General features: G+C 65.2%; 13 protein-coding genes. 5 read left to right on the forward strand and 8 right to left on the reverse strand.

All coding sequences use genetic code 11. The annotated features are described in order from the left end of the window. The first annotated feature begins 4 nt into the window (after positions 1-4). Both CCR98_RS15620 and CCR98_RS15625 read left to right on the forward strand, forming a co-directional pair. Positions 5-2,095: a catalase gene (locus tag CCR98_RS15620; RefSeq protein WP_087923312.1), complete on the forward strand. Its 2,091-nt coding sequence runs from the start codon at positions 5-7 to the stop codon at positions 2,093-2,095. 23 nt (positions 2,096-2,118) lie between these two features. Further along, complete coding sequence (locus CCR98_RS15625; protein ID WP_087923313.1) at positions 2,119-2,604, forward strand: hypothetical protein; 486 nt, start codon at positions 2,119-2,121, stop codon at positions 2,602-2,604. Positions 2,605-2,613: 9 nt separating this feature from the next. Here CCR98_RS15625 and CCR98_RS15630 read toward each other — a convergent pair whose 3' ends face one another. After that, positions 2,614-3,315 carry an alpha/beta hydrolase gene (locus tag CCR98_RS15630; protein ID WP_087923314.1) on the reverse strand — a complete coding sequence of 234 codons (702 nt, stop codon included), beginning with the start codon at positions 3,313-3,315 and terminating at the stop codon, positions 2,614-2,616. A 132-nt stretch (positions 3,316-3,447) separates the two neighbouring features. Here CCR98_RS15630 and CCR98_RS15635 point away from each other — a divergent pair, with 132 nt between their 5' ends. Next, positions 3,448-3,735 carry a hypothetical protein gene (locus CCR98_RS15635; protein ID WP_087923315.1) on the forward strand — a complete coding sequence of 96 codons (288 nt, stop codon included), beginning with the start codon at positions 3,448-3,450 and terminating at the stop codon, positions 3,733-3,735. A gap of 85 nt (positions 3,736-3,820) precedes the next feature. Here CCR98_RS15635 and CCR98_RS15640 read toward each other — a convergent pair whose 3' ends face one another. Together CCR98_RS15640 and CCR98_RS15645 are read right to left on the reverse strand one after the other, a co-directional pair. Then, a complete protein-coding gene (locus CCR98_RS15640; protein ID WP_087923316.1) occupies positions 3,821-5,944 on the reverse strand; it encodes a methyl-accepting chemotaxis protein in 2,124 nt (707 codons plus the stop codon). A 146-nt stretch (positions 5,945-6,090) separates the two neighbouring features. After that, positions 6,091-6,642: a potassium channel family protein gene (locus tag CCR98_RS15645; protein ID WP_087923317.1), complete on the reverse strand. Its 552-nt coding sequence runs from the start codon at positions 6,640-6,642 to the stop codon at positions 6,091-6,093. Positions 6,643-6,831: 189 nt separating this feature from the next. Between CCR98_RS15645 and CCR98_RS15650 the strand changes: the two genes are divergently transcribed. Together CCR98_RS15650 and CCR98_RS15655 are read left to right on the forward strand one after the other, a co-directional pair. Further along, entirely contained in the window at positions 6,832-7,788 is a 957-nt protein-coding gene (locus tag CCR98_RS15650) for a L,D-transpeptidase (protein ID WP_087923319.1), read from the forward strand. Positions 7,789-7,792: 4 nt separating this feature from the next. Next, on the forward strand, positions 7,793-8,449 hold the full coding sequence (locus tag CCR98_RS15655) for a M23 family metallopeptidase (RefSeq protein WP_087923321.1): 657 nt from the start codon (positions 7,793-7,795) through the stop codon (positions 8,447-8,449). On the opposite strand, the gene CCR98_RS15660 is transcribed toward CCR98_RS15655, so the two are convergent. The 5 genes from CCR98_RS15660 to hflK all read right to left on the reverse strand — a co-directional run bounded on the left by CCR98_RS15660 (position 8,379) and on the right by hflK (position 12,994). After that, the gene (locus CCR98_RS15660) at positions 8,379-9,041 is read right to left on the reverse strand and encodes a hypothetical protein (RefSeq protein ID WP_087923323.1); all 663 of its coding nucleotides are present in this window, start codon (positions 9,039-9,041) and stop codon (positions 8,379-8,381) included. The two genes, CCR98_RS15655 and CCR98_RS15660, sit on opposite strands and share 71 nt — an antisense overlap. 122 nt (positions 9,042-9,163) lie before the next feature. Continuing rightward, a complete protein-coding gene (locus tag CCR98_RS15665; RefSeq protein ID WP_014038120.1) occupies positions 9,164-10,456 on the reverse strand; it encodes an adenylosuccinate synthase in 1,293 nt (430 codons plus the stop codon). A gap of 291 nt (positions 10,457-10,747) precedes the next feature. After that, entirely contained in the window at positions 10,748-10,933 is a 186-nt protein-coding gene (locus CCR98_RS15670; RefSeq protein WP_005414170.1) for a DUF2065 family protein, read from the reverse strand. A gap of 67 nt (positions 10,934-11,000) precedes the next feature. Next, complete coding sequence (locus CCR98_RS15675) at positions 11,001-11,864, reverse strand: protease modulator HflC (RefSeq protein ID WP_010482785.1); 864 nt, start codon at positions 11,862-11,864, stop codon at positions 11,001-11,003. Then, positions 11,861-12,994 carry an FtsH protease activity modulator HflK gene (gene hflK / locus CCR98_RS15680; RefSeq protein WP_087923324.1) on the reverse strand — a complete coding sequence of 378 codons (1,134 nt, stop codon included), beginning with the start codon at positions 12,992-12,994 and terminating at the stop codon, positions 11,861-11,863. Before hflK ends, CCR98_RS15675 begins: the two co-directional genes overlap by 4 nt. Positions 12,995-13,037 lie beyond the last annotated feature (43 nt).

The raw sequence follows: 13,037 nt of genomic DNA on the forward strand, positions 1-13,037 counted from the left end.
ATCCATGGCCGCCAGCAAGCCGACCGGCAAGCGCGCAACCGCCCAGACCGAGAACCATCGCCGGGGCAATGGCGATGAACTGCACCAGCAGGCCGGGGGCAGCCACCCGACGATGACCACCGACCAGGGCATCCCGGTGGCGGACAACCAGAACTCCCTGCGGCAGGGACCTCGAGGGCCCACGCTGCTGGAGGACTTCATCCTGCGCGAGAAGATCACCCACTTCGATCACGAACGCATTCCCGAGCGCATCGTGCACGCACGTGGCAGCGCAGCCCATGGCTACTTCGAGCTGACCCGATCGCTGAAGGCGCATACCCGAGCGCGCGTCTTGACCGAGGTAGGCGTGAAGACACCCGTGTTCACCCGCTTCTCGACGGTAGCCGGTGGCGCAGGCTCGGTGGACACCCCGCGCGACGTTCGCGGCTTCGCGGTCAAGTTCTATACCAGGGAAGGCAACTGGGATCTGGTCGGTAACAACATCCCGGTGTTCTTCATCCAGGACGCGATGAAATTCCCGGACCTGGTGCACGCGGTGAAGATGGAACCGGACCGTGCGTTTCCACAGGCGGCCACGGCCCACGACACCTTCTGGGATTTCATCTCGCTGATGCCCGAGTCGATGCACATGATCATGTGGGCAATGAGCGACCGTGCCATTCCGCGTTCGCTGCGCATGATCGAAGGCTTCGGCGTGCACAGCTTCCGCCTGCTGAACGAGGCGGGTGACTCGACCTTCGTAAAGTTCCACTGGCGGCCAAAGCTGGGCATCCAGTCCACGGTGTGGGACGAAGCGCTGAAACTGCAGTCGGCCGACAACGACTTCCATCGCCGCGACCTGTTCGAGGCCATCCAGCGCGGCGACTTCCCGGAATGGGAACTGGCAGTGCAGCTGTTCACCGAAGAGCAGGCAGACAGTTTCCCGTTCGATCACCTGGATCCGACCAAGATCATTCCCGAATCGCTGGTGCCGTTGCAGGTGATCGGGCGCATGGTGCTGGACCGCTGGCCGGACAACTTCTTCGCCGAGACCGAACAGGTGGCGTTCTGCCCGGCCAACGTGCCGCCGGGCATCGACTTCAGCAACGACCCGCTGCTGCAGGGCCGTCTGTTCTCCTACCTGGACACCCAGCTGCTGCGCCTGGGCGGCCCGAACTTCCACCAGATCCCGGTGAATGCGCCCAAGTGCCCGTTTGCCAATCATCAGCGCGACGGCCACATGCAGATGCAGGTGCCCAAGGGCCGGGTGGCGTACGACCCCAGTTCGCTGCAGGACGACACACCGCGCGAGACCCCGAGCGGCTTCCGTAGCCACGCCACTGCGGACGACGGTCGCAAGGGGCGGACACGCGCGGAGAGCTTCGCCGACCACTACAGCCAGGCGCGCATGTTCTTCCGCAGCCTTGAAAAGCCGGAGCAGGCGCACCTGGCATCGGCGCTGGTGTTCGAACTGTCGAAGGTGGAAACGCTGAAGGTGCGGGTACGCACCGTCAGCCATCTGCGCAACATCGATGACGCGTTGGCGCAGCGCGTGGCCGATGGACTGGCACTGCCTGCGCTGCCCGACCCGGCGCCTACCGCCACCCCGGCACGCGACATGCCGCCGGCCCCCGAGGTGCGCGTGATCGGCCGCACCAAACCCACCCTGCAGGGGCGCTGCATCGGCATCCTGTTCGACGAAGGTTCTGACGCCCGCATGATCGCTGGCCTGAGCAAGGCCGCACGGAAGGCAGGTGCAGACGTGAAGCTGGTCGCGCCGAAAGTGGGCGGCGCCACGCTCAGCGACGGCACGTTGCAGGCGGCGGATGGGCAACTGGCGGGCACCCCATCGGCCGTGTTCGATGCGGTAGCCGTGGTGCTCAGCCTTGACGCCGCGAAGGCCTTGTCGAAAGAGAGTGCCGCCATCGAGTTCGCCAGCCAGGCGTGGGCTCACCTGAAGGCCATCGCCAGCGATGCCGGCGGCCATGCACTGCTGAAGGCAGCAAGGGTCGGCAACGATGCCGGCATCGTCGAAGCGGAAGACGCCAAGGCCTTCCTGACGGTCGCCGCCACCCGCCAATGGGCGCGTGAGCCCAAGCTGCGCCTGCTGGCGTGAATACAACAACAGGAGAACCTGTCATGCCCCGTGGTGACAAATCTGCATATACCGACAAACAGAAGCGCCAGGCCGAGCACATCGAGGAAAGCGAGCGCGAGCGCGGTGCCAGCGAAGGCACGGCCGAGCGTATTGCCTGGGCTACCGTGAACAAGCAGGATGGCGGCGGCAAGCGTAGCGGCAGCGCGCGCAAGGGTACGAAGAAGGCGACCCGCAAGACAGCTGCCAAGAAGGCGCCTGCCAGGAAGTCCGCTACAAAGAAGGCCACACCCAAGACGGCAGCGAAGAAGGCACCTGCGAAGAAGGCGGCGGCAAAGAAGGCACCGGCTCGCAAGACAGCCACAAAGAAGGCGACAAAGAAGACGACAAAGAAGACGGTGGCCAAGAAGACCAGCACTCCCGCCTCGCGTAGTGCTGCCGCAAAGAAGGCGGCCAAGACGCGTGCGGCGAAGAAGACCGTGCGCAAGGTGGCGGCGAAGAAGGCAGCGCGTACCCGCGCGCGCGGCTGATCCTGCCGATCAGGACGACAGCGTCCTCATCCACGCGGCGACTTCGGCTGCAGCTGCGTCAGCGCGTGCCTGCAGCAGCAAGTGTGGCCCCTCCAGCGAAACATGCCGGGCATCGGGCAACAACGCCTGCAGCTCGGCCACGCTGGGTGGCCACAGCAGGTGGTCCTGCAGGGCATGCAGGCATAGCGTCGGCACCACCAGTTCCGGCAGCAACGTACGAACATCCGCGCGCAGCGTCGTCGCAGCACGCTGGCGCAGGGTTGCCGCCGGCACCTGCGCGATTGCCAGGCCCAGCTCACGCAGGCTCCCGCGCGTTCGCCATCGCCCCAGCAGCAACCGGACCATCAACCCGAGTGGCGGCAACGGCCACGCCGGAGCCAGCATCCGTGCGCTCGCCGCAGGCAGCGGCACCGGCCGCCGTGCGAAGGTCGTACTCAGTACCAGCCCTCGCAATCCAGGCTGCCCGGCCACCGCCAGTTCGATGGCCAGTGGCCCGGCGAACGATTCGGCCAGCAGCACAAAAGGAGATGCCGGAAGCTGCGGGCGCAGGATCGACGCCAACGTGGTGTAGTCCTGTGGCCCCCGCGCGGGCATCGGCAGCACCTGCATCTGGATGCCCCGCGCCTGCATCGCCTCTACGAAGTGCGCCGACAGCAGGCCGGTGCCATCCAGGCCTGGCAGCATCACGACCGGCAGCATCACGGCACTCATCACGCTGATCACCCTTCAGGTCTGTTCGCACTATTCCCTGCCTGCAGCATCACTCATGGGCTCGGCCCAAGGAAGTGCACGGCGGCGCACGCCGCGCTACGCTGGTGGCCCCGACGGAACGGAGAAGGCGGCATGCGCAAGCCACGCTGGATCAGCTGGACCGGCATTGCCGTATGCACACTCTATCTCGCGCTGACCGCCTGGCTGGTACTCGATGCCCAGGCCCACAGTGACCCCAAGAGCGCCTACATCCTCATGCAGCTGCCGGTAATGCTGCAGACCGCAGCACTCAACGTCATCGGCATGGGTGGGTGGCTTTCCGGAAAGACCTGGACGACCGTTTACCTGCTGGTGATGCCCCCTACCCTGGTCGCGCTGTATGCCGTGGGGGCCATGCTCGGCAGTGTTCTGGAGCAATGATGGCCATGCTTCCCACTGCCTGAGCCGGCCATTGAAATACGGCCGCCCAAGGCGGCCGTATTCCTGTCACTGCGGTGGCAGCAGCTCAGGCTGCGCGACGCGGCACAACCGACGCTGCTTCGCCCTCCACCTTGAACACCGACACCGACGTGGTCAGTGCATGCGCCTGTTCTTCCAGCGCGCGGCTGGCGGCGGTGGCTTCTTCCACCAACGCCGCGTTCTGCTGGGTCACCTGGTCCATCTGAACCACCACCTGGTTGACCTGTTCGATACCGGCTGCCTGCTCCTTGCTCGCCGCAGCGATGTCGCTCATCAGCTGGGTCGTGCGCGAACTTGCCTGTGCCACGCGCGCGATCGCGGCTTCCGATTCAACCGTCACTGCCAGGCCGCTCTTCACCTTGGCAGCGGCATCTTCGATCAGTTCCTTGATCTCCTTGGCGGCGACACCGGCACGCTGCGCGAGCGTGCGCACTTCACTGGCGACCACGGCGAAACCACGGCCCTGCTCACCTGCACGCGCAGCTTCCACCGCAGCATTCAGCGCCAGGATGTTGGTCTGGAACGCGATGCCGTCGATCACCGTGGAGATTTCCGAGATGCGTGCCGAGGACTGGTCGATCTCACCCATGACCGACGCCATCTGTGCCATCGCTTGTTCGGTCTCGCGTACGGCTGCACCGGCCGCATGCGCTTCACTGTCGGCCTGGCGCGCCAGCTCGGCATTCTGGCGCACGGTGGAAGTCAGTTCCTCCATCGATGCAGCGGCTTCTTCCAGGTTGGCCGCCTGCTGCTCGGTGCGGCGCGACAGGTCGTTGTTACCGGCGGCCAGTTCCTGCGCCGCGTTGTTGATGCTGTCGGCAGCCACCTGGATGCCCCGCACGATGCCGGTCAGCTGTGCGGTGGTGGTGTTGGCATCGTCGCGCATACGGGCGAACACGCCGTCGTACTCGCCGTCCATGCGTGCGGTCAGGTCGCCGTGCGAGATCGCGCGCAGCACGTCGGAGACATCGGCGATGCTGGCCTGCGAACTGGCCATCATGCCGTTGAGGTGCTCGACCATCGCCTTGAACTGGTACTGGAACGCATCGGCATCGCCACGCATGCTGAAATCACCGGCGCGCGCGGCGCGAGCCAGTTCATCAATCTGCGCGTTGATCGCCATCAGGCTCTGCTTCACCGCGGCCAGGGTGCGGGTCAGCGTGCCCTTCTCGCCCGGGTAGTCCGGCAGGTCGCGGCTGAGGTCACCGATGGCGTAGCGCTGCATCACCTCGGCCATCAGCAGTTCCACCTCCACGTGCGATTCGACCAGGCTGTTGGTGGCCTGCACCATGCGGCCGAAATCACCGGGGAAGGCGCTGGCGTCCATGCGATAGCGGATCGCACCGGCCTCGTGCTGTTCGGCCATCTGCAGCTGCGCGCCGATCGCCGCCTGCACGCTCTGGCGCACGCTGGCCATGGCCTCGCCCAGCTGGGTCAGCTCGTCGCGGCCACCGAGGCGGAACTCCTGGTCCAGCTGGCCCTTGGACAGGCGCTCGGCCAGGTTCACCGCGCGGGCCAGTGGGCCGGTCAGGCTGCGGCCGATCATCACCGAGGCACCGATGCCGACCAGCAGCGCGACGCCGCCCAGCACCAGCAGCTGCAGCAGGCTGCGCTCGCCCAGGCGGATCGCCTCGGCGGCTGCATCGCGGCTTTCCTTCTCTTCGAAGTCCACGCCATCGGAAAGCGCCTTGTTCCAGCCGTTGGCCGCCTCCTGCACCGGGCCCAGGGTCAGCGCCACAGCGCCCGGGTAGTCGCCCTGCTCCATCAGCTCGCTGGTCTGCTTGTTGAGCGGGCGGGCGATGGCACGCTTGGCCGCGATGGTTTCCGCGATGGCCTTGCCGTCTGCATCACCCGGTAGTGCCTGATAAGCGGTCCAGCTGGCCTCGTAGCGCTTGACCAGATCGGCGATGCGCTGCTCGTCGCTACCGCGGTCTTCGCCCTGGCGGATCAGCATTTCGCGGCGCACGACCATCATCTGGTTGTTGGCATCGAGCATCTGCGATAGCAGGCGCACCTTGGCCACGCTGACGTCGACCACCTGCTGCATCGCGCGCTTCTGCACGACACTGGCGGTGGCGCCGGTGGCCACCACGGCAGCAACCAGCAACAGCAGCAGGCCAAAGCCCAGCCCAAGACGCCAGGCAACCCTGACGTTCCTCAAGTAGTTCATCGGTACATCCAAAACGGGGGGATGAGGCCTTATCGGCCGCTACCCGATGTGGCTTGATGGCGGCCGCAGCGTTCGGCCGGACACGGTTCAGGCAGATGACGACTACCCACAAGAATTGACCGATTGAAATCGGTTGCATGACAGCTTCAGTCAGCCCGCGTCCGATCTTCCGGTGGTCGATCAAAATCGACGTTGCGCAGAAACAGCAGTATGAACACCACCATATGCGTCATTCCCAATAACGATTCGAACACCACCATCCATCGCCCATGTACTGTAATCGGTACGATGTCACCAAAGCCAAGTGTGGTGAACGTCGCTGTCGAGAAGTAGAAGGCCTCGGCCAATCCGGTGATGATTCGATCATCCTTGCTGTAGGCGACCCAACTTAGTTTCGCGTAGTAGGCAGACAAGACCAGAATCAACAGAACAGACGTGACGACGAAGATCAACGGGGTGAGTACCAGCTCTGCCCTCGTATATCTCAAGTGACGATGGCTTACCAGGGCGAAACTGATGTAACCCGCCAATATCAGCAACACTCCAAACCAGAGAATCGCCGTATGGGACAGATGCTTTTCCTGAAATGGCAACAAAACGGCCGGCAGGAAAAATACTGCACCGATATACATCCGTGCGCGTCCGGCCGGATCCTTCACATCGATCCAGTTGATTAGCCTCAGCAGATGCTTTCTCACACCATCCCTCCTTGAATTGTGACGTCACGGGACGAGATATCGGAAGTTCTGCACAGTACTTGAGCACTGGCGCTCTTTATCTGGCGCCCATCGATTCCCAGTCTCCCATCATCTACGTATCAGGAATTTTTCACGGAGCTTCTGCGGGGTTTCAGGGCAATGTGGATCTGCTTGTCATTGGAGTCGTCAATGCCGTCAATCCGCGCAACTGTATTGTCCCTCGCCCTGCTGGCCCCCGCCGCCTTCGCACAGGCTGCAATACCCAGCCTTCCCACGCCGATCCCCGAGAAAGCCGGGCCGGATGTGGCCCCACGCTCCGACCTGCACGCCCAGGTGCTGCTGGATCGCGCGAATTTCTCCCCTGGCCAGATCGATGGCGAGGTGGGCAGCAACCAGCGACGCGCAGTGTCGGGTTTTCAGGCGGCGCATGGGCTTACCGTAACCGGCGAACTGGACGACGCCACCTGGAAGGCTCTGCAGGTTGATACGGTGGGGCCGCTGGCCAGCTACACGCTGACTGCTGAGGATGTTGCCGGTCCGTTCCAGCCCATACCGAAAGGACCCGCCGCCCAGGCCAAGCTCAAATCGCTGGGCTACGGCAGTGTGGAGGAAGCCCTGGGTGAGCGTTTCCACGCGTCTCCTGAGCTGCTGAAGCTGCTCAATCCGGGCGTGGATCTGGCCAAGGCTGGCAGCCGCATCCAGGTCCCCAACATTGCGCCGGCCGCATTGCCAAAGGCGGCGAAGATCGTGGTCGATAAATCCGACTCCACCCTGCAGTTGCTGGATGCGCAGGGCAAGGTGATTGCTCAGGTCCCGGTGTCGTCGGGCAGCCAGCACGACCCGTTGCCAATCGGCGAATGGAAGATTCTGGGCGTGTACCGCGACCCGCCGTTCCACTACAACCCGAAGCTGTTCTGGGATGCACGCAAGGGCGAGAAGAAGGCCACGCTGCCGCCGGGCCCGAACAATCCGGTCGGCCGGGTCTGGATCGACCTGTCCAAACCGCATTACGGCCTGCACGGCACGCCTGAACCCGGCCATGTCGGCAAGACCGAATCGCATGGCTGCGTACGCATGACCAACTGGGATGCGGTGCGTGTGGCCGATGCAGTGGATACTTCGGTACCCGTGGTGATGCAGGAGTGAGCCGATGCGTCTTCCGCACCTGATCGTACTGGGCGTGGTGTTGGGACTGGGCCTGGGTTGGTGGCTGCACCGTGATGGGCAACCAGCACCGGCAACAACGGCCTTGTCTTCCACAACCGCGACTGCGGTGCAGCGCGCAGCATCACCGACACCCACCGCCGCGCTGTCGGCCCAGAAGGCTGTGGACGCACCATCCGGGCTGCTGCTACCGGTGCAGGGCGTAGCTGCCTCGCAGCTGCGCGACACCTTCACCGATGCGCGCAGCGAAGGGCGCGTACACGATGCCATCGACATCATGGCCGACGCCGGTACGCCGGTGCTGGCGGTGGCCGATGGCACGGTCGAAAAACTGTTCGACAGTGCGCGCGGCGGCTTGACGATCTACCAGTTCGAACCCAGCGGACGCTGGTGCTACTACTACGCACACCTGCAGCGCTATGCCGATGGCCTGGCGGAAAAACAGGTGATCAAACGCGGGGATGTGATCGGTTACGTCGGCAGCACAGGCAATGCCAGTGCCGACGCGCCGCACCTGCATTTCGAAGTACATGTGCTCGGACCGGAAAAACAGTGGTGGAAGGGAGAGTCGATCAACCCCTATCCCCTGCTGAAGTCGGCGGCGTTGATGCCCGGCGCTGCCAGCGCCGCAACGCCAGAGTAAAGACAGCCAGCACTACCCCTGGAATCAGCAGGAACAGTGCCGCCATCTTCCAGAAGAAGAACGGCCACAGCCAGATGTAATCCAGATCGGTCAGCTTCAGCAGATCCAGCGGTGGCTGCAGCTCGATGTCTGCCACATGCCCCACCAGTGCCGGGTCCACCTCCAGCACGGTGACCCGCAGCCATGAGCGCCCGCGTGGCAATGCATCGCCGCGGCCATGACCAAAGTAGGACGCCATGAGGCCGCTGGACTCAACCGATACCAGCGCGCGGTTGATGCCCTGCCCGACCACTCCCGAGCGCTCCCCTGCGCGGAAGTCTCCATGATCGGTGGGAGTTTCGATGCGCAGCAGCACTTCAGGGTCAACCCCGGTACCGTCTGCTGCATACCGCAGGCGCAGCCGCAGACGATCATCGATGAGGCGGTAGACGGTGATCTGGGCGGTTGCACCAGGACTCATCGCCAGCGGCACCGTCTGCGTGCGCGAAGCCAGGGCATTGGCGGCTGCACCCAACAAGAGTGCCAGGCAGGCGATGCCCCACAGGCTCCACGACACCCAGAGGGTGACCCGCACTACCGTCTCGCCCTTCACGCTGACATCCTGGTCATCGCGTCGCTTTCCCGCTGGCCCTGGCGACACAGTAACGAAAAAGCCCCGCTTTCGCGGGGCGGGGCTCTTCCTGTCACCTACGCCGGGCAGCGCCCGGCGCTACCTCAGGCGAACGGATCCTGCAGGACCATGGTGTGGTCGCGGTCCGGACCGGTGGAGACGATGCTGATCGGGCAGCCGGCCAGCTCTTCCAGCGAACGCAGGTAGGCGCGAGCAGCCGGCGGCAGGTCGTCCCAGTTGGTGATGCCGTGGGTGTTCTCGCTCCAGCCCGGGAACTCCAGGTACACCGGGGTGCAGTCTTCCCAGCCCTGCGCATCCAGCGGCGCGTACTCGGTGCGCTTGCCGTTGTATTCATACGCGATGCAGACCTTCAGCTTTTCCATGCCATCCAGCACGTCCAGCTTGGTGATGCACAGACCGCTGATGCCGTTGATGGCCACGGCGCGCTTCAGCGCAACGATGTCCATCCAGCCGCAACGACGCGGACGGCCGGTCGAGGCACCGTACTCGGCGCCGCGATCACGGATGCCCTGGCCGACTTCGTCGTCCAGCTCGGTCGGGAACGGGCCGCCGCCGACGCGGGTGGCGTAGGCCTTGGCGATGCCCAGCACGTAGTCGATCGAATCGGCACCAACGCCGGAACCGGCCAGCGCACCACCGACGGTGGTGTTGGAGCTGGTGACGTACGGGTAGGTGCCGTGGTCGATGTCCAGCAGCGCGCCCTGCGCGCCTTCGAACAGCACGCGCTTACCCTGCTTGCGCAGGTCGTGCAGGATGCCGGCCACGTCGGACTTCATCGGCTGCACGTATTCGCCGAAGGCCAGTGCTTCGTCGAAGGTCTTCTGGAAATCGACCGCATCGGTGTTCAGATACTTGGTCAGCACGAAGTTGTGGTAATCCAGCGCGGTGCGCAGCAGCTCTTCCAGCTGCTTCGGGTAGTGCAGGTCGGCGATGCGGATGCCGCGACGCGCCACCTTGTCTTCGTAGGCCGGGCCGATGCCACGGCCGGTGGTGCCGATCGCCTTGCCGCCGGCAGCGCGTTCGCGCGCCTGGTCCAGGGCGATGTGGTACGGCATGATCAGCGGCGCGGCCGGGGAGATCTTCAGGCGCGAACGCACTTCCACGCCGGAGGCTTCCAGCTCGGCGATTTCCTTCTGCAGCGCGGCCGGCGAGATCACCACGCCGTTGCCGATCAGGCACAGCGCATCGTCACGCAGGATGCCCGACGGGATCAGGTGCAGGACGGTCTTCTTACCGTTGATGACCAGGGTATGGCCGGCATTGTGGCCGCCCTGGAAGCGCACGACGGCGCCGATTTCCTCAGTGAGCAGATCGACGATCTTGCCCTTGCCTTCATCGCCCCACTGGGCACCCAACACTACGACAGACTGACCCATGACGGGCTCCTCGATTTGTTGCGGCCATCGGGGCCGCGGACGGTTGAACCGTGGCGGGGCTGGCCAGCACCTGGAGGGCGGCTCCAAACGGGGAGCGGCCGGCGATGGAAGGCCCAGACACGGAAAAAGCCGAACGGGGAGGCCCGTCCGGCTTTTGTGCATTATCCGGGTTTCCGGGGTCCGCTGCCACCTTTCCGACGGACGGCTTCACCGGCCGGTCAGCCGCCCTCCGGTGGTGCCGGCCGCTGGCCGGCAATGCCGGGTCGCCGGCCAGCGGCCGGCACACCCCTTTCAATGCCGCACCCACCACAGCAGGCTCAGGCCGGCCAGCAGCACCAGCCCGCCGAAGCTGCGCAGGGCCGGGCTGGGCAGGTCCAGCAGGCGTTCGGCCATGCGCTTCCAGGCAAACGGGGCGACGAACAGGAACAGGCCTTCCAGCACCGCCACCAGGCAGACGGCGGCGAACAGATCTTTCATGGGGGACTCCGGAAAAAGCACGGGGCCCGGCGTCTGGCCGGGCCCCGTGGGGTACTGCCCTGCGACCTCAGCGGTCGTTCTTCAGGTACTGCAGGAACGGGTCGTTCTTGTCGAGCACGATCACGCCGTTGCCGTCTGTCATGGAGCCACGGTAGGCCTCCAGGCTGCGGTAGAACGCATAGAACGACGGATCGGCCGAACCGGCCTTGCCGTAGATGCGGGCCGCATCGGCATCGCCTTCACCGCGCAGGCGCTGGGCATCACGCTCGGCCTCGGCGATCAGCACGGTGCTGTCACGGTCGGCCTGGGCGCGGATGGTCAGCGACTGCTCCTCGCCTTCGGCGCGCAGCTTGGCGGCCTCCTGCTTGCGCTGCGCGCGCATGCGCTCGTACACGTCGTTGATCACCTGGCTGTCAGTCGGCAGGTCCACCTGCTTGATGCGCAGGTCGATCATCTGCATGCCAAGGCCGGCCACCGCTTCGTTGATCCCCTTCAGCTGCTCGGCGATCAGCTCGCTGCGGTCGCCGGACACCAGCTGCTGCAGCGTGCGCGAGTTGATCTGGTTGCGCAGGGAGTCGGTGATGATCGGTGCAAGGCGGGCATTGGCGATGCGCGGATCGCCGCCAGTGGCACGGAAGTAGTCACCCACGTTGGAGATGTAGCCGATGGCGAAGAAGTCGACGCTGACGTCCTTCTGCTCGGCGGTGAAGTAGCGCGCCGGCGCGGTGTCGAGCACCTGGAAGCGGCGGTCGAAGACCTTCACCGTTTCCACCACCGGCACCTTGAAGTGCAGGCCCGGCTTGATGTCCGAACGCACCACCTTGCCCAGGTTCAGGACCATGGCGGTCTGGTCCTCGCGGACCACGTACACCGAGCCGAGCAGGCCCAGCACCACCGCCACGATCACGGCGATCCAGATAGGACTCTTCATCGGCTGCCCTCCTCACGGCCGCTCGGTCGCCCGGTCGGGCGGCCCACCGGCCGGCCCGGATCACGGGAAGCTTCCACCGCTGCACCCGGCAGCGACGGCATCACCACGTCCGGGTTGGCCACTACGGCCGGGGCCGACGTGGTGGGACGGGTGTCGCCGGTCATCGGCACGTAGATCAGCTGGCGGCCATCGCCACCGATCACCTTGCGGTTCTCGCTCAGCACCTGCTGCACGGTCTCCAGCCACAGGCGCTTGCGGGTCACTTCCGGGGCGTCCTTGTACTGGGCCTGCAACAGGCTGAAGCGCTGCGCGTCACCCTCGGCCTTGGACACCACGGCCTGCTTGTAGCCTTCGGCGGTGGTACGGGCGCGCGAGGCCTGGCCTCGGGCTTCCGGCACGACCTTGGCGGCGTAGGCCTGGGCTTCGTTGATCAGGCGTTCCTTGACCTGCTGGGCACCGTTGACCTCATCGAAGGCCGGCTTCACTTCCTCCGGCGGACGGGCGTCCTGCAGGGTCAGGCCGGTCACGGTCAGGCCGGTCTTGAACGCCTTCAGCAGCGCCTGCAGGCGCTCCTCGGCGGCCACGGCCAGCGGGCCACGGTTGTTCAATACCGCGTTGAGGTCGGCGCGGCCGACTTCCTCGCGCACCGCGCTCTGCGCCGACTGCTCCAGCACCTGGTTGGCATCGACGGTGCCGAACAGGTACAGCTGCGGGTCGTCGATGCGGTACTGGACGTTCAGCGAGACGTTGACGATGTTCTCGTCGCGGGTCAGCACCGGCACCTGGATCGAGAAGGTTTTGATCTCGGTGGCATTGACCTTGGTGACCGATTCGATCGGCCAGGGCAGCTTGAAGTTCGGGCCGGGCTGCAGGATGCGCGAGAACTGGCCGAAGCGCAGCACCACGCCGCGCTGCTGTTCGCCGATCAGCTGGAAGCTGGAGAACAGCACCAGCAGCACCACGGCCGCCACCACCCAACGCATGATGCCGCCGTCGAACAGGTCCTTCAGCGGCCCGGGCAATCCGCCCCAGCCACCACCATTGCCACCGCCGCGCGACCCGAACGGCCCGCGTCGATTGTCCTCGGGGCCTTGTCCGCCCTTGTTGCCGCCGGGTGTATTCCAGGCCATGCACGCTCCATCAAGATGTGGGCTGCGGCGCGGGCCCTTCCCG

This window comes from Stenotrophomonas sp. WZN-1 (genome assembly GCF_002192255.1).
Classification (GTDB): Bacteria; Pseudomonadota; Gammaproteobacteria; order Xanthomonadales; family Xanthomonadaceae; genus Stenotrophomonas.

Bases quoted from the DNA above. Each gene is read 5' to 3' on its own strand.
- CCR98_RS15635 (WP_087923315.1), top strand. From the start codon at position 3,448: ATGCGCAAGCCACGCTGGATCAGCTGGACCGGCATTGCCGTATGCACA.
- CCR98_RS15630 (WP_087923314.1), bottom strand. From the start codon at position 3,315: ATGAGTGCCGTGATGCTGCCGGTCGTGATGCTGCCAGGCCTGGATGGC.
- CCR98_RS15675 (WP_010482785.1), bottom strand. From the start codon at position 11,864: ATGAAGAGTCCTATCTGGATCGCCGTGATCGTGGCGGTGGTGCTGGGC.
- hflK (WP_087923324.1), bottom strand. From the start codon at position 12,994: ATGGCCTGGAATACACCCGGCGGCAACAAGGGCGGACAAGGCCCCGAG.
- CCR98_RS15670 (WP_005414170.1), bottom strand. From the start codon at position 10,933: ATGAAAGATCTGTTCGCCGCCGTCTGCCTGGTGGCGGTGCTGGAAGGC.
- CCR98_RS15625 (WP_087923313.1), top strand. From the start codon at position 2,119: ATGCCCCGTGGTGACAAATCTGCATATACCGACAAACAGAAGCGCCAG.
- CCR98_RS15620 (WP_087923312.1), top strand. From the start codon at position 5: ATGGCCGCCAGCAAGCCGACCGGCAAGCGCGCAACCGCCCAGACCGAG.
- CCR98_RS15655 (WP_087923321.1), top strand. From the start codon at position 7,793: ATGCGTCTTCCGCACCTGATCGTACTGGGCGTGGTGTTGGGACTGGGC.
- CCR98_RS15665 (WP_014038120.1), bottom strand. From the start codon at position 10,456: ATGGGTCAGTCTGTCGTAGTGTTGGGTGCCCAGTGGGGCGATGAAGGC.
- CCR98_RS15650 (WP_087923319.1), top strand. From the start codon at position 6,832: ATGCCGTCAATCCGCGCAACTGTATTGTCCCTCGCCCTGCTGGCCCCC.
- CCR98_RS15640 (WP_087923316.1), bottom strand. From the start codon at position 5,944: ATGAACTACTTGAGGAACGTCAGGGTTGCCTGGCGTCTTGGGCTGGGC.